General features: G+C 66.7%; 20 protein-coding genes. 9 read left to right on the forward strand and 11 right to left on the reverse strand.

Going from position 1 to position 20,166, the window contains the following annotated elements:
* Nucleotides 1–78: 78 nt before the first annotated feature.
* The 7 genes from LGR44_RS02415 (at nt 79) to LGR44_RS02445 (ending at nt 7,008) form a co-directional block, all read left to right on the forward strand.
* The gene (locus LGR44_RS02415) at nt 79–1,341 is read left to right on the forward strand and encodes a GTP cyclohydrolase II (RefSeq protein ID WP_226736812.1); all 1,263 of its coding nucleotides are present in this window, start codon (nt 79–81) and stop codon (nt 1,339–1,341) included.
* Nucleotides 1,342–1,434: 93 nt separating this feature from the next.
* Entirely contained in the window at nt 1,435–2,688 is a 1,254-nt protein-coding gene (locus LGR44_RS02420) for a URC4/urg3 family protein (RefSeq protein WP_226736814.1), read from the forward strand.
* A 36-nt stretch (nt 2,689–2,724) separates the two neighbouring features.
* Nucleotides 2,725–3,354, forward strand: coding sequence for a uracil phosphoribosyltransferase (gene upp / locus LGR44_RS02425; RefSeq protein ID WP_226736816.1), 630 nt, complete (start codon nt 2,725–2,727; stop codon nt 3,352–3,354).
* A gap of 47 nt (nt 3,355–3,401) precedes the next feature.
* Nucleotides 3,402–4,319, forward strand: coding sequence for a 2-dehydro-3-deoxygalactonokinase (locus tag LGR44_RS02430; protein ID WP_226736818.1), 918 nt, complete (start codon nt 3,402–3,404; stop codon nt 4,317–4,319).
* A gap of 36 nt (nt 4,320–4,355) precedes the next feature.
* Nucleotides 4,356–5,738: a leucyl aminopeptidase family protein gene (locus LGR44_RS02435; protein ID WP_226736820.1), complete on the forward strand. Its 1,383-nt coding sequence runs from the start codon at nt 4,356–4,358 to the stop codon at nt 5,736–5,738.
* 74 nt (nt 5,739–5,812) lie between these two features.
* The gene (locus LGR44_RS02440) at nt 5,813–6,160 is read left to right on the forward strand and encodes a MarR family transcriptional regulator (RefSeq protein WP_226736822.1); all 348 of its coding nucleotides are present in this window, start codon (nt 5,813–5,815) and stop codon (nt 6,158–6,160) included.
* On the forward strand, nt 6,157–7,008 hold the full coding sequence (locus tag LGR44_RS02445) for a C40 family peptidase (RefSeq protein WP_226736824.1): 852 nt from the start codon (nt 6,157–6,159) through the stop codon (nt 7,006–7,008). The genes LGR44_RS02440 and LGR44_RS02445 overlap by 4 nt, the downstream gene beginning before the upstream one ends.
* Here the strand turns inward: LGR44_RS02445 and LGR44_RS02450 are convergent.
* The 10 genes from LGR44_RS02450 to LGR44_RS02495 form a co-directional block, all read right to left on the reverse strand.
* The gene (locus tag LGR44_RS02450) at nt 7,005–7,946 is read right to left on the reverse strand and encodes a 2-hydroxyacid dehydrogenase (protein ID WP_226736826.1); all 942 of its coding nucleotides are present in this window, start codon (nt 7,944–7,946) and stop codon (nt 7,005–7,007) included. The two genes, LGR44_RS02445 and LGR44_RS02450, sit on opposite strands and share 4 nt — an antisense overlap.
* Entirely contained in the window at nt 7,943–9,265 is a 1,323-nt protein-coding gene (gene deoA / locus LGR44_RS02455) for a thymidine phosphorylase (RefSeq protein WP_226736828.1), read from the reverse strand. The genes LGR44_RS02450 and deoA overlap by 4 nt, the downstream gene beginning before the upstream one ends.
* Nucleotide 9,266: 1 nt before the next feature.
* A complete protein-coding gene (gene deoC, locus LGR44_RS02460; protein ID WP_226736830.1) occupies nt 9,267–10,028 on the reverse strand; it encodes a deoxyribose-phosphate aldolase in 762 nt (253 codons plus the stop codon).
* On the reverse strand, nt 10,021–10,836 hold the full coding sequence (locus LGR44_RS02465; RefSeq protein ID WP_226736832.1) for a purine-nucleoside phosphorylase: 816 nt from the start codon (nt 10,834–10,836) through the stop codon (nt 10,021–10,023). Before LGR44_RS02465 ends, deoC begins: the two co-directional genes overlap by 8 nt.
* A gap of 10 nt (nt 10,837–10,846) precedes the next feature.
* Nucleotides 10,847–11,251, reverse strand: a complete 405-nt coding sequence (gene cdd / locus LGR44_RS02470) for a cytidine deaminase (RefSeq protein ID WP_226736834.1) — start codon at nt 11,249–11,251, stop codon at nt 10,847–10,849.
* A 1-nt stretch (nt 11,252) separates the two neighbouring features.
* Nucleotides 11,253–12,158 carry an ABC transporter permease gene (locus tag LGR44_RS02475; RefSeq protein ID WP_226736836.1) on the reverse strand — a complete coding sequence of 302 codons (906 nt, stop codon included), beginning with the start codon at nt 12,156–12,158 and terminating at the stop codon, nt 11,253–11,255.
* 4 nt (nt 12,159–12,162) lie between these two features.
* On the reverse strand, nt 12,163–13,266 hold the full coding sequence (locus LGR44_RS02480; RefSeq protein WP_226736838.1) for an ABC transporter permease: 1,104 nt from the start codon (nt 13,264–13,266) through the stop codon (nt 12,163–12,165).
* Nucleotides 13,263–13,697, reverse strand: a complete 435-nt coding sequence (locus tag LGR44_RS02485) for a VOC family protein (protein ID WP_226736841.1) — start codon at nt 13,695–13,697, stop codon at nt 13,263–13,265. The genes LGR44_RS02480 and LGR44_RS02485 overlap by 4 nt, the downstream gene beginning before the upstream one ends.
* Nucleotides 13,697–15,220 (reverse strand): ABC transporter ATP-binding protein, encoded by a 1,524-nt coding sequence (locus LGR44_RS02490; RefSeq protein ID WP_226736843.1) that lies wholly within the window; start codon nt 15,218–15,220, stop codon nt 13,697–13,699. Before LGR44_RS02490 ends, LGR44_RS02485 begins: the two co-directional genes overlap by 1 nt.
* Nucleotides 15,221–15,339: 119 nt before the next feature.
* Nucleotides 15,340–16,344 carry a BMP family lipoprotein gene (locus LGR44_RS02495; protein WP_226736845.1) on the reverse strand — a complete coding sequence of 335 codons (1,005 nt, stop codon included), beginning with the start codon at nt 16,342–16,344 and terminating at the stop codon, nt 15,340–15,342.
* Between the two features lie 153 nt (nt 16,345–16,497).
* Here LGR44_RS02495 and LGR44_RS02500 point away from each other — a divergent pair, with 153 nt between their 5' ends.
* On the forward strand, nt 16,498–17,334 hold the full coding sequence (locus tag LGR44_RS02500) for a HesA/MoeB/ThiF family protein (protein WP_226736847.1): 837 nt from the start codon (nt 16,498–16,500) through the stop codon (nt 17,332–17,334).
* A complete protein-coding gene (locus tag LGR44_RS02505) occupies nt 17,327–17,620 on the forward strand; it encodes a GIY-YIG nuclease family protein (protein ID WP_226736849.1) in 294 nt (97 codons plus the stop codon). Before LGR44_RS02500 ends, LGR44_RS02505 begins: the two co-directional genes overlap by 8 nt.
* 121 nt (nt 17,621–17,741) lie before the next feature.
* Here LGR44_RS02505 and pheT read toward each other — a convergent pair whose 3' ends face one another.
* On the reverse strand, nt 17,742–20,165 hold the full coding sequence (pheT, locus tag LGR44_RS02510) for a phenylalanine--tRNA ligase subunit beta (protein ID WP_226736851.1): 2,424 nt from the start codon (nt 20,163–20,165) through the stop codon (nt 17,742–17,744).
* Nucleotide 20,166 lies beyond the last annotated feature (1 nt).

Genomic DNA, 20,166 nt, shown 5'->3' on the forward strand with positions numbered 1-20,166 from the left:
CAGATTCCCATAGATCGTAAGGAGACTCTCCGGACGGTCCATGGGGAGTCTTCCCGTTCACGCGTGGAAGATGATTTTATGAGCTCACCCAACCGCTCGACCCATATCCGGCTTACGTCCCACCCGGAGCCTTCAGCCGCCACAAGCCGCCATCCGATCAAGTGGGGAGCCGAAAATCCGAGGGAGCGCGGCCCCATCATCGGGTCGGTGACCAATCCCGCAGACCGTAACGTGATCGGGGCCCATGGCGGCTCCTATTCGCTCTACAGGGCCCTTGCGATCTCCGCCCGCGCCCTCAATCCCGTGGCGCGGCCCGATCTGCACAACACCCACCCCACCACGGAGATCGGCCCCCATCCGCAATGGTTCGAGCCCGGCAAGATCGTCTCCCTGGATCCCTGGGGGCACATGGTCGGGCAGGTCTTCAAGGACGAGATTGCGGGAGGCGTCGACATCCGCCCCACCATCGCGGTCACCAAGGCGCGCCTCAACATGCCGGAGATCCTCTCCGCCATGGGCTCCAGCCGCCTGAAGGCCGACGGTGGCGTCCTGCATGAATCGGGCGACATCTCCGTCACGAAGGTGGCGGTCGATCCGGTCTGGTACCTGCCCGGCATCGCGGCTCGGTTCGGCTGCTCCGAGGGCGAGTTGCGGCGCACCCTGTTCGAGCAGACGGGCGGCATGTTCCCGGAGCTCGTCACGCGCCCGGACATGAGCGTCTTCCTGCCGCCGATCGGCAACACCACCGTCTACATCATCGGCGACGTGGCGGGCCTGAGCGATCCGAAGCGCAGGATCGCCTGCCGCGTGCACGACGAGTGCAACGGGTCGGACGTGTTCGGCTCCGACATCTGCACCTGCCGTCCCTATCTGGTCCACGGCATCGAGGAATGCGTGCGCGAGGCCCAGTCCGGCGGCGTCGGCGTCATCGCCTATAACCGCAAGGAAGGGCGGGCGCTCGGCGAGGTCACGAAGTTCCTCGTCTACAATGCCCGCAAACGGCAGGAGGGTGGCGATTCCGCAACCACCTATTTCGAGCGTACCGAGTGCGTGGCCGGGGTGCAGGACGCGCGCTTCCAGCAGCTCATGCCCGACGTGCTGCACTGGCTCGGCATCCGCCGCATCGACCGGCTCATGTCCATGTCGAACATGAAGTACGACGCCATCACGGGTTCCGGAATCGAGGTGGTGGAGCGTGTCCCCATCCCGCCCGAGCTGGTGCCTCCGGATGCGCAGGTGGAGCTGGAGGCGAAGAAGGCGGCCGGCTACTACACTCCCGACGGCGCGCCCGATGCCTCGGAACTCGACAAGGTGAAGGGCCGCGACCTCGAGCGCTTCTAGCTCTTAACCTTCTCTTCAAACGGCTCCGTGCGAGAGTGCTGCGGAGCCTCACTCTATGCTAACGCTTCTCCTTCGGAAGCATCGGGGCCTTGCGTGACGGATCAGCTGAATATTTCCTCGGAAACACAAGCCGCCCGCAGCCTGTTGTCCGCCGCGGCCGTTCGCGACAGGTCTCACCAGATTCTCCGGCATGGCCTCGACGGCCGCCTCCGGCATTTCAACGTTCATCTCGACCGGCTCGACTCTTGCGCCGACGAGGTCGTCGCCACGATCCGTGAGGCCTATCCCGCCCTCGAGATCCCCTTCCATGCCCGCTGGCGCCACTTCTCCGCGGGAGGTCACGACCGGTGGGACGCGGTGATGCACGGGGCCCCCTGGCCCGACGCCGCCGCCATGGCCCGTTCCGCGTTCGACCTCGCCATCGTCTCGGTGCTGCTCGATGCCGGTGCCGGCGCGCAGTGGCGCTACGAAGAAGGGCGAACGGGCGAAACCTATATCCGGTCGGAAGGCCTGGCCGTCGCAAGCTTCGACATGTTCATCGGCGGCGCCTTTTCCAGCCGGCCCGAGGATCCTTTCCGCGTCGATGCGGATGTTCTGCTCACTCTTGCGCCGGACGATCTGGCATCCGGATTTCAGGTGACGCAGGACAATCCCCTGATCGGAGTCGAGGGCCGGGCTTCCCTGCTCAACCGCCTCGGCCGGGTCGTCGCGACCAATCCGGACATCTTCGGTCAGCATGACGATCCGCGTCCGGGCGGCCTCTTCGACGTGATTGCGGAGACCGCCGAGGGCGACACGATTCGGGCGACCTCCATTCTGGATGCCCTTCTCGACCATCTCGGCCCGATCTGGCCCGGCCGCATCACCCTCGGCGGCGTCGACCTCGGCGATACCTGGCGCCATCCGCTGGTCGAGGCGCCCGACGTGACCAAAGGCCTGGTGCCTTTTCACAAGCTGTCCCAATGGCTGGCCTACTCGCTGATCGAGCCCCTGGAATGGGCGGGCTACACGGTCGTGGAGGTCGATGGCCTCACCGGCCTGCCCGAATATCGCAACGGCGGCCTCTTCCTCGATTCAGGCGTGCTGGCCTTGAAGGATCCGGCGGATACCGAGCGCTCCCACACCGTCGATTCGACGCTCGTCGTCGAGTGGCGGGCCTTGACGGTTGCCCTTCTCGACCGCATTGCCGATCCGATCAGGTCCAGGCTGGGCTTCAAGGCGGAGGATTTTCCGCTCGCGAAGGTGCTCGAAGGCGGCACCTGGGCGACCGGGCGCAGACTGGCCAGGGAGCGGCGCCAGGACGGCTCGCCGCCCCTCACGATCATCAGCGACGGAACGGTGTTTTAGATGAACCAGCACACGAGCTTCAAAGAGGGAAAGAGCATGCAGGGCGTGACCGTGGTCGATCATCCGCTGGTTCAGCACAAGCTGACGCTGATGCGGGACAAGGAGCGTTCCACGAAGGGATTCCGCCAGCTCCTCAACGAGATCGGCATGCTCCTCTGCTATGAGGTGACCCGCGACCTTCCCATGGAGCGGATCGAGATCGAAACGCCGATGACCACAATGGAAGGGGCGCAGATCGCCGGCAAGAAGCTGGTCTTCGCGCCGATCCTGCGGGCCGGCGTCGGCTTTCTCGACGGAATGCTGACCCTGGTCCCCGCCGCGCGCGTCGCCCATATCGGCCTCTACCGCGACCCGGATTCGCTGCAGGCGGTGGAGTACTACTTCAAGGCGCCCTCCGATCTCGCCGACCGCATGGTGCTCGTGCTCGATCCCATGCTCGCCACGGCGAACTCCGCCGTGGCCGCCATCGACCGGCTCAAGGAGCGCGGAGCGAAGGATCTGCGTTTCGTGTGCCTGCTCGCAGCCCCCGAAGGCATCGAGAAGCTGCGCGGCGCGCACCCCGACGTCCATATCTGGACGGCCGCCGTCGACAGCCATCTCAACGATCACGGCTACATCGTTCCGGGCCTCGGCGACGCCGGCGACCGGATGTATGGAACGCGCTGAACGCCTGTTCTGTTAAGCCCTCTCTGAAAACCAGGGGATTGCCGGCCTTGCGCTTCATCGTCGCCGATTGGGGAACCACCCGCTTCCGCGGATATCTCATCGAGAACGAGACCATTCTCGACGAGGTCTCCTCCGACGAGGGAGTGTCCGCCCTGAAGGCGGGAGAGCATCGCGGCGTCTTCCTGCGGCAATGCGGACGCTGGCTCGAAGCAGAGCCCGCGGCGCCGGTTCTCCTCGTGGGCATGGTCGGAAGCCGCGAAGGCTGGGTCATGGCGCCCTATGCCACCTGCCCCGCAGGCCCGGCGGAAATCGCGCAGGCGATGATCCCCGTGGATCTGGACGGCGGGCGCAAGGCCCATATCGTGCCCGGCCTCTTCTGCGAACCGGCGCCCGGCGCCTCCGACGTCATGCGCGGAGAGGAAACGCTGGTGCTCGGCTCCGGCGTGGAGGACGGGATCGTCTGCTCGCCCGGCACCCACCCGAAGTGGATCGAGATGCGGGCGGGACGCGTCCAGCGCTTCGCCACCTACATGACGGGCGAGATGTACGCCCTGCTCCGCGAGCATTCCATGATCGGGCGGCCCGCAACGGAGCCCGGCGACCCGAAGGGGTTCGATCTGGGCTTGGATGCGGCGGCCCGCAACAGCGGCGAGACGGGCGACCGGCGGGTCGGCCTCCTTCACCTGCTCTTCGGCGCCCGCGCGGCCGTGGTGTCCGGGCGCATGGAAACCAATCTGCTGGGCCCCTACCTCTCGGGCCTCCTCACGGGGGACGAGATCAACAGTGCCCTGTTCCAGTTCGACAAGCCTGCCTCCGTGACGATCCTGGCCGATGCCCCGCGAGCCGACCTCTATGTCCGCGCTCTCGCGCGCCATGGCATCGCGGCGCAGATCCGCGCTCCGAAGCAGGCTCTCATCGCAGGCCTTGCGCGAATCGTGCGCCACCATGCGCAGGCCGCAGCATAGACCCGCCCCTTCGTTCCCCTCGCCGAGATTTCACCGATGCACCACCCCCTTCTCGCCTCCTCGACGGAAAGTTCGCTGCCGATTTGGCTCGTGAGCGAAGCAACGTGGCCTCAGCTGGCGACCGATCTCCCGGCCGCTGCTCAGAACTTCGCGAAGGCTCAAGGGTTCGAGGCGAAGGCAGGCAGCCATTGCCTGCTGCCGGATGCGGATGGAGGCCTGCTGGGCGCCGTCTTCGGCCTCGATGGGGACGGTGCCAAGCACCCCAACCCCTTCCTCGTCGGCAAGCTGCCCGCTCTGCTTCCGGACGGCGTCTACCGCTTCGAGACCGAAGCACCCGACCCCGCCCTTGCCGCTCTGGCGTGGCTGCTCGGCTCCTACTCGTTCAATCGCTATCGCAAGCGCCCGGCCAAATCGGCTCGCCTGGTCGTGCCGAGCGGGGTCGATGCGGACGAGGTGTCCCGCATCGCCGATGCCGTTGCCATGGGCCGGGACCTCGTGAACACGCCGACCAGCGATCTCGGCCCCGACGGGATCGAGGCCGCCGCCCGGAAGCTCGCGGACAAGCACGGCGCCGCCTTCAGCAGCATCGTCGGCGACGATCTGCTCAAGCAGAACTTCCCGATGATTCACGCGGTCGGCCGCGCCTCGGCCACGCCGCCGCGCCTCATCGACTTCACCTGGGGGCGGGAGGATGCGCCGCGCATCACGCTCGTCGGCAAGGGCGTGGCTTTCGACACCGGCGGCCTCGACATCAAGCCGTCCTCGTCCATGCTCCTAATGAGGAAGGACATGGGCGGCGCGGCCGCGACGCTCGCTCTGGCCGCCATGATCATGGGCTCCGACCTTCCGGTCCGTCTGCGCGTGCTCATCCCTGCCGTCGAGAACTCGATCTCCAGCAACGCCTTCCGTCCCGGCGACATCCTGAACAGCCGCAAGGGCATCACGGTCGAGATCGGCAACACGGATGCCGAGGGACGCCTCATCCTGGCCGACGCCCTGGCGCTCGCGGACGAGGAGAGCCCCGAGCTGGTCGTGGATTTCGCGACCCTCACGGGCGCGGCGCGCGTTGCCCTGGGCCCCGAGCTTCCGCCCTTCTTCACGGACGACGATGCGCTGGCGGCGGAGATCGCCGAGTGCGGCATGGCCGTGAACGATCCGGTCTGGCGGCTTCCCCTCTGGGCGCCGTATCAGAGCCAGCTGGACTCGAAATTCGCCGATATGAACAACACCGGCGGTCCCCTGGCCGGTTCGATCACCGCCGCCCTGTTCCTCCGCCGCTTCGTGAGCGCGGCGAAGGCCTATGTCCATTTCGACATCTTCGCCTGGAACAGCTCCGCCAAGCCCGCCCGCCCCGAAGGAGGCGAGGTGCAGGCGGCGCGGCTGATCTATGCCCTGCTCAAGCAGCGATACGGTTCCTAAAGCATAGTTCCGAAGAGCGGTTGCACCGCCTGCTCCAGGGCCAATAATGCGGGCCCGAAACGAGCGGTGCAGCCATGCCTGTCGAGTTGCGTGCTTTCCAATCCCTCAAGCTCTGGCACGACGTGCATCTCGACCTGGTGCATCAGGGCGAGGACCTGTCCGCGCGTCAGATGGCCATTCTGCTGACCATCTACCTGGAGACGCCGCCGCACACGGTACGCGGGCTCGCCAAGAAGCTCGGCGTGACCAAGCCCGTCATCACGCGCGCGCTCGACACCATGGGCAAGCTCGACCTGGTTTCCCGCCGCCGGGATGAGACGGATCGGCGCAATGTCATCATTCAGCGCACGGTGGCTGGCGCGTTGGCGGTGGAGCGGTTAGGAGACATTATCACTGCCCGCGCCAAGGAGCTGCCCCTATGACCTTCGACCGCCGCATCACGCCCTTCCGTCCGGACCTGGCCGACGAGAAGCTGCGCGGGCAGGTGGAAGCGGAGCGTTTCGCCACCGGCACCCCCATGTGCGTTGCCGTCCCCTACGCATCCCTGCACCGGCACCCGTCGCGGGAGGCTCCGGTCGATACGCAGGCGATCATGGGCGAAGGCGTGACCGTCTACGACGAGCACGAGGGCTGGTCCTGGGTCCAGCTCCACGACGACGGCTATGTGGGCTACCTGCCGAGCGAGGCCTTGGGCGAGTCGGGTCCTGCGCCGACCCACCGGGTCGGCGCCATCCGCACCTTCGTGTATCCCGGCCCCAATCTGAAGCTGCCCGACCTGGGCTGCCTGACCCTCAATTCGAAGCTGGCGATCACGGAATTTCAGGGCGACTACGCCCGCCTCGCCACCGGCGGCTGGGTCTTCGCCGCGCACCTGTCCGACCTCGACAGCCACGAGAGCGACTACGTCGCCGTGGCCGAACGCTTCCTCCATTCGCCTTACCTTTGGGGAGGCAAGACGAGCACCGGCCTCGACTGCTCCGGCCTCACCCAGACCGTGCTAACGGCTGCGGGCATCAAGGCGCCCCGGGACAGCGACATGCAGGAAGAGCAGCTTGGAACGGCGGTCGAGGTGCGCCCCGACCTCGGCGGCCTCAAGCGCGGCGACCTCGTATTCTGGAAGGGGCATGTGGGCCTGATGCTGGACGAGAGCCGCCTCATCCATGCGACCGGTCACAGCATGACGGTCTCTATCGAGCCCTTGGCCGTGGCCGAGGAACGCATCCGGAAAACCAGCTACGGCCCGATCAGCGCGATCAAGCGGCTCGGCTAATAACCGCGCGTGCGGTCCACCACGTTCTGGAACGGCTGCCCCGCCTCGTGGCGGCGGATCTGGTCGGCGATGTAGCGCGCGGTCATCTCTGGATCGCTCACCGCCGAATTATGCGGCGTGACCGTGACGCGCGGATGCGTCCAGAGCGGCGAATCCTGCGGCAGGGGCTCCACCTCGAACACGTCGAGGGTTGCGGCCTTCAGCGTCCCGTCGTCGAGGCAGGCGACGATGTCCGCCTCCACCTGGGAGCCGCCCCGCCCGGCATTGATCAGGATCGGTCCGCCGAGGCGCCCGTCGCGGGCAAGCTTCTCGAACAGGCTGCGATTGAGGATGCCGCGTGTCTCGGGAGTGAGGGGGAGCAGGCTCACCAGGATGTCCGTGCGGGCGAGGAATGCGCGGAGGCCATCCTCTCCCGAATAGACCTCGAAGCCTTCGACCGATTTCGGGCTGCGACTCCAGCCGGCCACATCGAAGCCCATGACCTTGAGCTTTCTCGCCGCGTCCTGGCCCAGGACGCCGAAGCCCATCACGCCGACGCGCACATCGCCCGCAATCGGCGGAGCCCGTTCCCCGTCCCAGCGCCTGGCGCGTTGATCGGCATCGTAGCGGCGCTGGTCGCGCAGATGGATGAGGCAGTGCATCACCACGTATTCGCTCATGCGATGGGTGAGATCGTCCTGGGAGACGCGCACGATGGGCACGTCAGGCAGATCGGGATAGCCCATCAGATGATCGACGCCGGCCCCGAGCGAGAAGATCGCCTCCAGCGCGGGCAGCCCCGAGAGGCTGCCGGGCTTGGGGCCCCAGGTCGCCACATAGCGCACGCTGCTTCTGTCGAGATCCTCGCCGAGCACCACGATCTCGCGCCCGGGCAGGTGCGCCCTGAAGCGTTCCACCCATGGCTCCGGCTGCCAGGTGAGAGCAACGAGCAAGGTCACGCGGAAGCTCCGATCCGTTCGAGGACGATGGCGCCGGGCTCGACCGCTCCGTCGCCGACGCCGTAGGCGGCGCGAAGATGGCGAGCGGCGGCTTCTGCGGCCTCTTCGCTGCGGGCATGGACGATGCCGAGCGGGCGCTCCCGGTCGACCGTCTCTCCGATCCCGGCGAGATCGGTCAGGCCGACCGCATGATCGACGGGATCCTGCGGCCGGGTCCGTCCTCCGCCGAGCGCCACGACGGCAACGCCGACGTCGCGGGTCGCGATCGTCTGCACGGTGCCCGGCCGCTCCGCATGGACCGGGCGGATGACGGGAGCGGCCTTGAGATGCTGGCCGGGGTGATCGAGAAGGTCGGCAGGCCCGCCGAGCGCAACGACCATGCGCTGGAAAATCTCAGCCGCCTTGCCCGACGAGATGGCGTCCTCGATCCTGGCGTGGGCGTCCGCAATGCCCGAGGCGAGCCTGCCCAGAACGAGCATTTCCGCGCACAGCTCCACGTTCACCTCGTGAAAGCGGGCCTCGCGGCGGCGGCCCGTGAGGTAATCGGCGATGTACCGGACCTCGACCGCATTTCCGGCGGCCGATGCCAGGGGTTCGTTCATGTCGGTCAGCAGCGCGCTCGTAGGCAGTCCGGCGCCGTTCGCGACGAGAACGAGGCTCTCCGCCAGGGCGCGTGCGTCGGCGGCATTGTCCATGAAGGCGCCGGAGCCGAACTTCACGTCCATGACGAGGCCCTGCAGGCCGGCGGCGAGCTTCTTGGACAGGATGGAGGCGGTGATGAGATCGATGGATTCCACGGTCGCGGTCACGTCGCGGATCGAGTACAGGCGCTTGTCGGCCGGTGCGAGATCGGCCGTCTGCCCGATGATGGCGCAGCCGATCTCGGCGGTGACGCGCCGGAACGTTTCGATGTCGGGCTGCGACACGTAGCCGGGAATGGAATCGAGCTTATCGAGCGTTCCGCCGGTATGGCCCAAGCCTCGGCCCGAGATCATCGGCACATAGCCGCCGCACGCGGCCACGGCGGGAGCGAGCGCGAGGCTGATCGTGTCGCCCACGCCGCCCGTGGAGTGCTTGTCGAGCACCGGCCCGGGCAGGTTCCACTTCAGCACTTCCCCCGATTGCGTCATGGCCTGGGTCAGCGCCACGCGCTCCGGAATCGAAAGGCCGCGGAAGAACACCGCCATTGCAAAGGATGCCGCCTGCCCCTCGGAGACGCGGCCCGACGTGAGGCCTTCGATGAAGCTGTGGATGTCCTCGGCTGCGAGCACGCCGCCGTCGCGCTTGCGGCGGATGATTTCCTGCGGGAGGTGGGTCATGTCAGTAGGTTCCGACGGCTGCCGTGCTGGCCCGTCCCTCGATGGCGGCGATGAGCGCATCATAGACGCTGCTGGCGCCGATGCGGAATGTCTGCGGCGTCGCCCAGCCCGGTCCCATGATGCGGTCGGCAAGGTCGAGATAGATCTTGGCGTCGGCGAGCGTGCGGATGCCGCCCGAGGGCTTCAGCCCGACAGGGCGGCCGGACGCCTTGATGACGTTCAGCATGATCTCGGCGGCTTCGGGCGTGGCCGAAACCGGCGTTTTTCCCGTCGAGGTCTTGATGAAGTCCGCCCCGGCATCGACCGCGAGGCGGCTCTCCTTCTCGATCAGGGCCGGCTCCTTCAACTCACCGGTTTCCAGGATGACCTTGAGCAGGCGGCCTTGATCGGTCATCTCACGCACGGCCTCGATCATCTCGGCCGCAATCGCAGGATTGCCGCGGCGCAGGGCATCGTAGGGCAGCACGAGGTCGATCTCGTTCGCGCCGTCGGCCAGCGCTTCCTGTACGTCGTCCGTGACGCGTCCCACATCCTCGCCGCCGCCGGGGAAGTTCACGACGGTCGCGATGCGAACGGACGAGCCGCGCAGCGTCTCCCGCGCACGGACGACGAATTGCGGCCAGACGCAGACCGCAGCCACAGGCCCGCGCGGATCGAGAGCCTTGGCGCAGAGGGCGTCGATGGCCTGATCGGTGCAGTTGTCCGTCAGGTCCGTGAGATCCAGGCAGCGCAAGGCGCGCTCGGCCGTTCCGACATCAGACATGGGAGAGCTCCGCAACGAATGCACGAATGAGACGCTTGAACTTGTCCGAGGCCTCGGCCGCCGTGTCCTTGGTCTCCTGATGCGAGGGCGAGGCTCCCTCGATTCCGGCCGCCAGGTTGGTGACGACGGACACCGCCGCGACCCGGAGGCCGTAATAGCGCGCGAGGATCACTTCCGGCACCGTGGACATGCCGACGAGATCGCCGCCCAGGATCTGAACCATCCTGATTTCGGCGGGCGTCTCGAAGCTCGGGCCGGAGAGCCACGCATAGACGCCCTCGGGCAGTTCGAGGCCGATCTTTCCGGCTGCTTTCTGCAGCGTCCGGCGCAGGTCTTCGTCATAGGCGCCCGTGAGGGAGACGAAGCGCCCCTCCGTGTGATCGCGCAGCAGCGGGTTGCTGCCCGAGAGATTGAGATGATCGCCGATCGCCACGAGGCTGCCCGGGCGTATCTCCGGGCGGACGGAGCCGGCGGCATTGGTCAGGACAAGGGTGGAAACACCGAGTTCCTTGACGAAGGCGACCGGCACCCGCATGGCGCCCGCATCGCCCGTCTCGTAGTAATGCGCCCGTCCCTGGAACAGGAGAACCCTTTTGCCTTCCAGGGTGCCGGCCACGAGGCGGCCCGCATGGCCCGACACGCCGCTCCTGGGAAAGTGCGGAATCTCCGCGTAAGGCAGGCTCACCGGGTCGCTGAGCTCATCGACCAGAGGGCCGAGCCCGGTGCCGAGCACGAAGGCGGCGTCGAAGCGGCCGTCGAAGCCGCGGGCGCGCGCGAATTCGGCCGCCTCCTGAACGTTCTGCTGCATCTCAAATCTCTTATCGAGCACCTAAATTGTCGGGTCCGAACGAGAAGGGCAACAGCTCATCGAGCGTGAAGCTCTTCCGGATTCCCTCGGGTCCCGCGATGTGGATCGGCGTATCGGGCATCGCGAATTCGCGGATGCGCTGGCGGCAGCCGCCGCAGGGCGTGACCAGATTCTCGCCCTCGCCCATCACGACGATCTGCGCGATACGGCTCCCGCCGGCCGCGATCATCGCCGAAATGGCGCCTGCCTCCGCGCAGCTCCCGACCGGATAGGCCGCGTTCTCCACGTTGCAGCCGGTGAAGACCTTGCCATCGGGCGTCGCGATGGCGGCCCCTACCTTGAAGCGGGAATAGGGGGCATAGGCCTTGGCCTGAATCGCCTTCGCGGCTTCGAAAAGCGCATCGATCGAGGGCATGTCAGCGCTCCTTCACGTAGGGAATGCCGGACGCGCGAGGCGGAATGGCGGTTCCGATGACGCCTGCGAGCAGGATGACGGTCATGAGATACGGCAAGGCCTGGATGGCCTGCACCGGCACCTCGCCGATGCCGGGGAGCGCGATACCCTGGAGGCGGATGGCGACCGCGTCCAGAAGGCCGAACAGGAAGCAGGCTCCGAGCGCCGGCCACGCGCGCCACTTGGCGAAGATCAGCGCCGCAAGCGCAATGAAGCCCTTGCCTGCCGTCATGTTGGGCAGGAAGCCCGCCGATTGGCCGACGGACAGATAGGCTCCCGCGAAGCCGCACAGGACACCGCCGATGACGACCGCGGCATAGCGCAGACCCGTGACCGAGATGCCCGCCGTATCGACGGCGGCCGGGTTCTCGCCGACTGCCCGCAGGCGCAGCCCGAAGCGAGTGCGCCCCAGCACGAACCAGGTCAGCGGCACGGCGAGGAGCACGATGTAGACCAGCGCCGAATGCCCGAGGATCACGTCCCCGAAGCGCTGCTCGCCCTCGAGCGGCGGCGTCCGTCCGCCCTGTCCGTACCAGGCGTTGCCGACGATGGCCGTCAGTCCCGCGGCGAGCATGTTGATGGCGACGCCGGAGACGATCTGATTGCCGCGCTGGCTGATGGAGGCGAAGCCATGGATCAGGGCGAAGACGATGGAGGCTCCGATGCCGGCGAAAAGGCCGATCCAGGCCGAGCCGAACGCATAGGATGCGGCGGCGGCCGCGAAGGCCGCGACCAGCATCTTGCCCTCGAGGCCGATATCGACCACCCCCGAGCGCTCGGACCAGAGGCCCGCCAGACACGCGGCCAGAAGAGGAATGGACAGCCGCAGGGACGAGTCGAAGATGGTGACGATGGTGCCGAGATCCATGGCTTCAGGCCCTCGCCAACCGCGACCGCGTCATGGCCTGGGCCACGAGGCGTCGGAACAGCCCGTCCAGGGCTCCCGCAAAAAGAATGATGATGCCGCCGATGACCACCACCATGTCGCGGGTGATGGCAGGCTGCTCGAAGGCGAGTTCCGCGCCGCCCTGATAGAGGATGCCGAACAGCAGCGAAGCCAGGATGATACCCACCGGGTGCGCACGTCCCATCAGGGCCACCGCGATTCCCACGAATCCGTAACCCGCCGTGAACTCGAGCAGCAGGCGATGCTGGTAGCCCATCAGTTCGTTGACCGCGAGGCCTCCGGCGAGGGCGCCCGAGATCACCATGGCGATGATGATGATCCGTGCGGGAGAGATGCCTGCATAGACCGCCGCCGTCGGGTTCGCGCCGACCACGCGGATCGCATAGCCAAGACGCGAGCGGTAGATGAGGAGCCACACGCCGTAGGCGGCGGCCAGCGCCAGGAACAGGGTGAGGTTGAGCTGGGACGGCGGCACCTGGATGCCGAAGGCGCCCAGCGCCTCGTGCATGAACGGAATGTAGGACTGCTCGGGAAAGGCCCGCGTTTCCGGGTTCATGGATTGCGGTTCGCGCAGCACGTTCACGAGCAGATAGACGATCAGCACGCTGGCGAGCCAGTTGAACATGATCGTCGTGATGACGATGTGGCTGCCGCGCTTGGCCTGGAGATAGCCCGGGATCGCGGCCCATGCCGCGCCGAAGGCGGCTGCGCCCAAGATGCCGAGCGGGATCAGCAGGAAGCCCGGCAGGAAGGTGAGGTTGTTGAGAACGAGCGCCACCCCTAGCCCCGCCAGGGTCGCCTGACCCTCGCCGCCGATGTTGAACAGGCCCGCATGGAAGGCCACGGCCACGGCGAGCCCGACGAAGATGAAATCCGTCATGTAGAACAGGGTGAAGCCGAGCCCCTCCCCTGTGCCGAGACTTCCCTGAAGGAGCACGCGCGTCGCCGTCAGCGGGTTTTCGCCGATGCCCAGCACGACGAGACCGGCGACGAGAAAGGCCGCAACGACAGAGAGAGCAGGCACGACGACGGTGTCGGCCCATTTGGGCAGGTCGATGGGAGCGCTCACGTCAGACTATCCGGCAGGAACAGATGGCCCTGCTCATCGAGAGGAAAGGACGGATTCCAGGCCACCTCCCAAAGGTGCCCATCCGGATCGGAGAAATAGCCCGAGTAGCCGCCCCAGAACACATCCTGCAGCGGCTTGACGGGATGAGCTCCGGCCTCGACGGCGCGGGCATAGACCTGATCCGCCTCCGCCTTCGAGCGCGCGTTGTAGGCCAGCGTGACGGCGGAAAACCCGGTCGGGCGATCCTCCACGCCGGCATCCTTCGCGAGATCCCCACGGCCGAAGAGCGCAAGCGCCAGCCCGTTCGCCTGGAAGAAGACGACCTGCGGCTGGCTGATCGAGGACGCCTTCCAGCCCCAGGCCTCGTAGAAGGCACGCGATCTGGCGATGTCGGCGACGCCCAGGGTGACGAGGGAAAGGCGTGGCTGCATCACGCGGCCTCGTCGGCGACGCCGGCCATCAGGAGGCCGAGATCCTGCTCGCTGGTCTCCGAAGGCTTGCGCTCGCCGGTGATCTGGCCGCCGCACATGGTGAGGATGCGGTCGGACAGGTTCATGATCTCGTCGAGCTCGACCGAGACGAGGAGGATGCCGACGCCGGCATCCCGCAGGGCGATCAGGCGGCGGTGGATGAACTCGATGGCGCCGATATCGACGCCGCGTGTCGGCTGGCCGACCAGAAGCACCTTCGGGTTCCGCTCGATCTCGCGGGCCAGCACGATCTTCTGCTGGTTGCCGCCGGAGAATTTCGACGTCTTCAGCCGGGGCGCCGGCGGGCGGACATCGTAATGCTCCATCTTGGCGGCGAGATCCGCGACCATGCGGTCGTGGTCGAGGATCGGCCCGCGGCCGAGATGCGGCTCGTCGCTGAAGCCGAGCACCGCGCTCTCGAAAGCCGGAAAGGCCGGAACGAGCCCCATGCGCAGCCGGTCCTCCGGCACGTGGAGCAGCCCGAGCTGCCGCATGTGGTGCGGATTGTAGTCCCTGAGGCGGATGTGGCGCCCCTCGAACCGGATGGTGCCGACCGTGGGCTGCCGCATTCCGGCGAGCGCTTCGAGCAATTCGCTCTGTCCGTTGCCGGCGACGCCGGCGATACCGACGATCTCGCCCGCATGGACCTTGAAGGAGGCGCTCGCAACCCGCTGCACGCCGCGATGGTCGATGACGGAGAGGTTCTCGACTTCGAGCAGGGGCGCTCCCGGCTGGCGTTCGGACTTCTCGACCCGCAGCAGGACGCGCCGCCCGACCATGAGCTCCGCAAGCTCCGGCGGAGATGTATCCTTGGTCTCCACGGTGGCGACCATCTCGCCGCGGCGCATGACCGAGACGCGGTCGGTCACGGCCATGATCTCGCGCAGCTTGTGGGTGATGAGAATGACCGTCTTGCCCTGGCCCTTCAGGGCCTGGAGCAGTTCGAAAAGCGCATCCGCCTCCGGCGGCGTCAGCACCGCCGTCGGCTCGTCGAGGATGAGGATGTCCGCCCCGCGATAGAGAGCCTTGAGGATCTCGACGCGCTGCTGCAGGCCGACGGAGAGGTCGCCCACGATGGCATCCACGTCGATTTCCAGGCCGTAGTCCCGCGCCAGACGCGCGAGCTCTGCCCGCACCTTCGCTTCGCCCGCGCGCAGCATCGTCCCGCCTTCGGCGCCGAGCATCACGTTCTCGACCACGGTCAATGTCTCCACCAGCATGAAGTGCTGGTGGACCATGCCGATGCCCACATGAATGGCGTCGGCGGGGGAGCGGATCGCGACGGGCTTGCCGCCGACCCGGACCTCGCCGGAATCCGCTTCGTAAAACCCGTAGAGGATCGACATGAGCGTCGACTTGCCCGCGCCGTTCTCGCCGACGATGCCGTGGATCGTGCCGCGCTCGACGGTGAGATTCACGTCCTTGTTGGCATGAACCTCGCCGAAGCGCTTGTTGATGTCGGACAGTTGGATGGCGGGGGACATGAGCCTCAAACATCCTCCCGGCCGGTGCGCGTGGATGCCGGGATCAGAAACATGAAGAAACTATCGTCAAAACAGTTCCGGACGCCGGCATGAAAACCGGCGTCCGGCGAGACTTTATCTTAGACCGGGCACTTCGAGTCCGACATGTAGTCGTGGACCTTGATGGCGCCGGACTTGATGCCCTCGGCGGCCTTGTCGGCAGCAGCCTTCATCTCGGGGGTGATGAGCGCCTTGTTGTGCTCGTCGAGCGCCCAGGCCACGCCGTCCTCCTTGAGGCCGAGCACGGAGACGCCGGACTTGAAGGTGCCCTTCTTGGCCTGATCGAACACGTTGTAAGTGGCGTTGTCGACACGCTTGACCATCGAGGTCAGGACCTTGCCCGGGTGCATACCGTTCTGGTTGGAGTCGACGCCGATGCCGAGCTTGCCCGCATCCGCGGCAGCGCGCAGAACGCCGACACCGGTGCCGCCTGCCGCGTGGTAGATCACGTCCGCGCCACGGTCGATCTGGCTCTTGGCGAGTTCGCCGCCCTTCACAGGGTCGTTCCAGGCAGCGCCAGTGGTGCCGGTCATGTTCTGGAACACTTCGGTGTTGGGCTCGGCGTGCTTCACGCCCTGGACGTAGCCGCAGGCGAATTTGCGGATGAGCGGAATGTCCATGCCGCCGACGAAGCCGACCTTGTCGGTCTTGGAGGCCATGGCGGCGAGGAGACCGACCAGGAACGAGCCCTCGTGCTCCTTGAACACGATGGACTGCACGTTCGGCTTCTCGACCACGGCGTCGATGATGGCGAACTGCGTCTTCGGGAATTCCTCGGCCACCTTCTTCAGGGCCGATTCCTGGCTGAAGCCCACCGCCACGATCGGCGAGTAGCCGTCGCGGGCGAAGCGGCGGAGCGCCTGCTCACGCTGCGCATCGTTCTGGGGTTCGAAATCGCGATATTCGGTGCCCGTGTCCTTCTTGTACTTCTCCGCGCCCGCGTGAACGCCTTCGTTGAAGGATTTGTCGAACTTGCCGCCGAGATCGTAGACGACGGCGGGCTTGAAGGCTGGCTGCTGAGCAAAAACTGCCGTAGCGGAAAAAGCGAGGCCTGCGAGTGCAAGACCGAATTTGGTGACTGTCATCGGCAAAGTTCCCTGTTTGACGCCGGCTTTGTTACCCGGTTGCGCCTTGACGATGGCACGGGAAGGGCCATGCCGCCAAGCGCCTGTCAAGCCGCACCGGTCAATTCCTCCCAGAATGGTTGATAGGCGCGCGCATGTCGATAAGGTCTGGCCATGACCCTCTCCAGCGACGAAATCGAACGTTACGCCCGGCATCTGGTCCTTCGCGATATCGGCGGCCCCGGGCAGCTCAAGCTCAAGGCCGCTCGCATACTCGTGATCGGCGCCGGCGGCCTGGGTGCGCCGCTGATCCAGTATCTGGCCGCGGCGGGGATCGGCACGATCGGCATCGTGGACGACGACGAGGTCTCCCTGTCCAATCTTCAGCGGCAGGTCATCCATGGAATGGCCGACCTCGGACGCCCCAAGGCGGAGAGCGCGGCGGAGGCGGTCCGGCGGATCAACCCCCACGTGGCCGTGGAGGTTCATGCCAGCCGCCTGACGGAGACGAATGCCCGCAGCCTGGTCGGCTCATACGATGTGGTGGCGGACGGATCGGACAACTTCGAGACCCGCTATGCGGTCTCGGACGCCTGTTTCTTCGAGGGCAAGCCCCTCGTCACGGCGGCCCTCGGGCAGTTCGACGGCTCGCTTACCACGATCCGGGCCCATGAGGCGGGACCGGACGGGCGGCCGAACCCGACCTATCGCTGCCTCTTCCCCTCCCCGCCTCCGCCGGGTGCGATCCCGACCTGCGCCGAGGCCGGCGTCCTGGGGGCGCTGGCCGGGGTCATGGGCAGCCTGATGGCCATGGAGGCGATCCGAGAGATCACCGGCTTCGGCGAGAGCCTCGTCGGCCGGCTTCTGATGGTGGATGCCCGCTCGATGCGGTTCGATACGGTCCGCTACGGCTGGGACGAGAACAATCCGTTGAGCGGTACCCCACCGGCGTCATCCCGGACGGAGCGCAGCGAAGATCCGGGATCGTTCGGAAAGCTCGCAGATGGCTGAAGCCTTCTACGTCTATATCTTGGCGACGCGAAAGGACGGGCCGCTTTATATCGGCATAACCAGCGATCTGCATAAGCGGGTGTTTGAGCATAAAACCCATACCATCCTTGGGTTTACCGCCCGCTATAATGTGGATCGGCTCGTTTACTTCGAAGTCTTCGACGACCCTTTGACGGCCATTGCCCGTGAAAAGCAGCTCAAAAAATGGCGGCGAGCCTGGAAAATTGAGCTGATCGAGCGCGACAACCCCGAGTGGCGCGACTTGGCGGAAGAGTTCGTTCCCTAGATCCCAATCGGCATCCCGAATCGGGCAGAACCGCGATCCGGGATTGAAGGACGAGTAAAGCGCCCTGTTCCGAGGGCGATCCCGGGTTCCGCTGCGCGGCCCCGGGATGACTGCCAAGGGGTCACCCCCGCAGGACCGCGCCGGTCTTCTTGGAGACCTCGCCGACGATCTTGGCCGAGACGGCTTCGATCTCGGTGTCGGTCAGCGTCTTCTCGGTCGGCTGGAGCGTCACGGCGATGGCGACGGACTTCTTGTCCGGGTCGATGCCGGTGCCTTCGTAGATATCGAACACGTCGACGCCCACGATGAGCTGGCGCTCGGCGCCCTGAGCCGCCTTCACGATGTCTCCGGCCTGCACCTGACGGCCCACCACGAAGGCGAAGTCGCGGGTGACCGGCTGGAAATCGGACAGCGCCAGCTTCGGCTTCATCTTGGTGGGCTTCGCCTTCGGTGGCGGAAGTGCATCCAGGTTCAGCTCGAAGCCGACCAGGGGCCCCTTGAGATCGAGCGCCTTGAGCACCTTCGGGTGGATTTCGCCGAAGGCGCCGACCACGTTCTTGGGGCCGAACTGGAGGGTGGCCGAGCGGCCGGGATGGAACCAGGCGGGACCGCCGGCGACGACCTGCAGGCCGCCGGCCGGAATGCCGAGCGTCGCCAGCAGCGCCATGACATCGGCCTTGGCATCGAAGGCATCGACGGTTTGCCCGCCGCCGTTCCAATGGCGGCCCACGCCCTCGGCCCTTGCGGTGCCGCGACGGACGGCCGCCGCCTTGACGTTCTGGCCCTCCGGCTCATCCGAAGAGAAGGTCTGGCCGACCTCGAACAGGGCGACATCGCCGAATCCGCGATCCGCATTGCGTTGCGCGGCCTTCATCAGGCCCGGCAGCAGGCTCGGGCGCATGTCCGAAAGCTCGGATGCGATCGGGTTGGCCAGCGCCAGACGCGCATCGCCGCCCCCGAAAAGCTCCGCCTCGTGCTTGGCGATGAAGGACCATGTCACGGCCTCCACCAGACCGCGGACCGCCAGCGTGCGCTTGGCGAGCCGGGTGCGCTTCTGGATCAGGGTCAGGATCGGCTTGGCGACCGCAGCCTCGAGGCGCGGCAGCGGCTTCGGCTCGATGCGGTCGACGCCGGCGATGCGGATCACCTCCTCGACCAGGTCGGCCTTGCCCTCGATATCCGGCCGCCAGGACGGCGGCGTGACGCTGACCCGGTCGCCCGAGCCGGACAGGCCGAAGCCCAGCTTTTCCAGGATCTGCTTCGATTCCGACGGCTGCACGTCGAGCCCCGACAGGCGCGGCACCTCCGACCAGGGGAAGTCGATCGCCCGGCTGGTGTCGGGCACCTCGCCCGCCACCGTGGCCTCCGTCGGTTCGCCCCCGCAGAGATCGAGAACCAGCTTGGTCGCCAGATCGAGCCCCGGCACGGTGAATTCCGGATCGACGCCGCGCTCGAAGCGGTAGCGGGCATCGGTGATGATGCCGAGCTTCCGGCCGCTCTGCGCGATGTTGAGCGGGTCCCACAGAGCGGATTCGATCAGCACGTCCGTGGTGGTCTCGTCGCAGCCGGAATGCTCGCCGCCCATGATGCCGGCGATCGACTCGACGCCGGCCTCGTCGGCGATGACCACGGTGCCAGGATCGAGCCTGTAGGTGCGCCCGTCGAGGGCCAGCACCTCCTCACCCTCCTTCGCCCGCCGGACGGTGAGGTTGCCCTTCACCTTCCTGGCGTCGAAGACGTGGAGCGGACGGCCCCGGTCGAAGGTCACGTAGTTGGTGATGTCGACGAGCGCGTTGATCGGCCGGAGGCCGATGGAGAGAAGCCGGCGCTGCATCCATTCGGGGGACGGGCCGTTCTTCACGCCGCGCACGAGGCGGAGCGCGAAGGTCGGGCACAGATTCTCGTCCCCGGAGGCGAAGTCCAGGGTCACCGAGACCGGGCAGGCCCCCTTCCCCGCGGCGGACGGAACCGTTCCGTCCTTGAGCGTGCCGAGACCCGCAGCGGCAAGATCGCGGGCGATGCCGTGGATCGAGGTGCAGTCCGGCCGGTTCGGCGTGAGGTTGATCTCGATCACCGGGTCGTCGAGACCCGCATAGGCCGCGTAGGCCTGACCGACCGGCGCATCCTCGGGCAGGTCGATGATGCCGTCGTGATCGTCGGAGATCTCGAGTTCCGCGGCCGAGCACAGCATGCCCCGGCTCTCGACGCCACGGATCGTGCCGATGCCGAGGGTGATGTTCTTGCCCGGAATGTAGGTGCCGGGAGGCGCGAACACGCTCTTCATGCCGGTGCGGGCATTGGGAGCGCCGCAGACCACCTGGATCGGGGCGCCCTCGCCCGTATCGACCACGCAGACGCGCAGGCGATCGGCATTGGGGTGCTGCTCGGCGGAGACCACATAGGCCACCTTGTAGGGCGCCAGGGTCTTCGCCTTGTCCTCCACGCCCTCGACCTCCAGGCCGATGCGGGTGAGCGTCTCCACGATCTCGTCGAGAGAAGCCGTGGTCTCGAGGTGATCCTTGAGCCAGGAGAGGGTGAATTTCATC

The sequence above is a fragment of the Microvirga lenta genome, from assembly GCF_020532555.1.
GTDB lineage: Bacteria > Pseudomonadota > Alphaproteobacteria > Rhizobiales > Beijerinckiaceae > Microvirga > Microvirga lenta.

What these genes read in the sequence shown, in the direction of transcription:
- LGR44_RS02415 (WP_226736812.1), top strand. Translation starts at nt 79, where the DNA reads ATGAGCTCACCCAACCGCTCGACCCATATCCGGCTTACGTCCCACCCG.
- upp (WP_226736816.1), top strand. Translation starts at nt 2,725, where the DNA reads ATGCAGGGCGTGACCGTGGTCGATCATCCGCTGGTTCAGCACAAGCTG.
- LGR44_RS02435 (WP_226736820.1), top strand. Translation starts at nt 4,356, where the DNA reads ATGCACCACCCCCTTCTCGCCTCCTCGACGGAAAGTTCGCTGCCGATT.
- LGR44_RS02440 (WP_226736822.1), top strand. Translation starts at nt 5,813, where the DNA reads ATGCCTGTCGAGTTGCGTGCTTTCCAATCCCTCAAGCTCTGGCACGAC.
- LGR44_RS02445 (WP_226736824.1), top strand. Translation starts at nt 6,157, where the DNA reads ATGACCTTCGACCGCCGCATCACGCCCTTCCGTCCGGACCTGGCCGAC.
- deoA (WP_226736828.1), bottom strand. Translation starts at nt 9,265, where the DNA reads ATGACCCACCTCCCGCAGGAAATCATCCGCCGCAAGCGCGACGGCGGC.
- deoC (WP_226736830.1), bottom strand. Translation starts at nt 10,028, where the DNA reads ATGTCTGATGTCGGAACGGCCGAGCGCGCCTTGCGCTGCCTGGATCTC.
- LGR44_RS02465 (WP_226736832.1), bottom strand. Translation starts at nt 10,836, where the DNA reads ATGCAGCAGAACGTTCAGGAGGCGGCCGAATTCGCGCGCGCCCGCGGC.
- cdd (WP_226736834.1), bottom strand. Translation starts at nt 11,251, where the DNA reads ATGCCCTCGATCGATGCGCTTTTCGAAGCCGCGAAGGCGATTCAGGCC.
- LGR44_RS02475 (WP_226736836.1), bottom strand. Translation starts at nt 12,158, where the DNA reads ATGGATCTCGGCACCATCGTCACCATCTTCGACTCGTCCCTGCGGCTG.
- LGR44_RS02485 (WP_226736841.1), bottom strand. Translation starts at nt 13,697, where the DNA reads ATGCAGCCACGCCTTTCCCTCGTCACCCTGGGCGTCGCCGACATCGCC.
- LGR44_RS02490 (WP_226736843.1), bottom strand. Translation starts at nt 15,220, where the DNA reads ATGTCCCCCGCCATCCAACTGTCCGACATCAACAAGCGCTTCGGCGAG.
- LGR44_RS02495 (WP_226736845.1), bottom strand. Translation starts at nt 16,344, where the DNA reads ATGACAGTCACCAAATTCGGTCTTGCACTCGCAGGCCTCGCTTTTTCC.
- LGR44_RS02500 (WP_226736847.1), top strand. Translation starts at nt 16,498, where the DNA reads ATGACCCTCTCCAGCGACGAAATCGAACGTTACGCCCGGCATCTGGTC.
- LGR44_RS02505 (WP_226736849.1), top strand. Translation starts at nt 17,327, where the DNA reads ATGGCTGAAGCCTTCTACGTCTATATCTTGGCGACGCGAAAGGACGGG.
- pheT (WP_226736851.1), bottom strand. Translation starts at nt 20,165, where the DNA reads ATGAAATTCACCCTCTCCTGGCTCAAGGATCACCTCGAGACCACGGCT.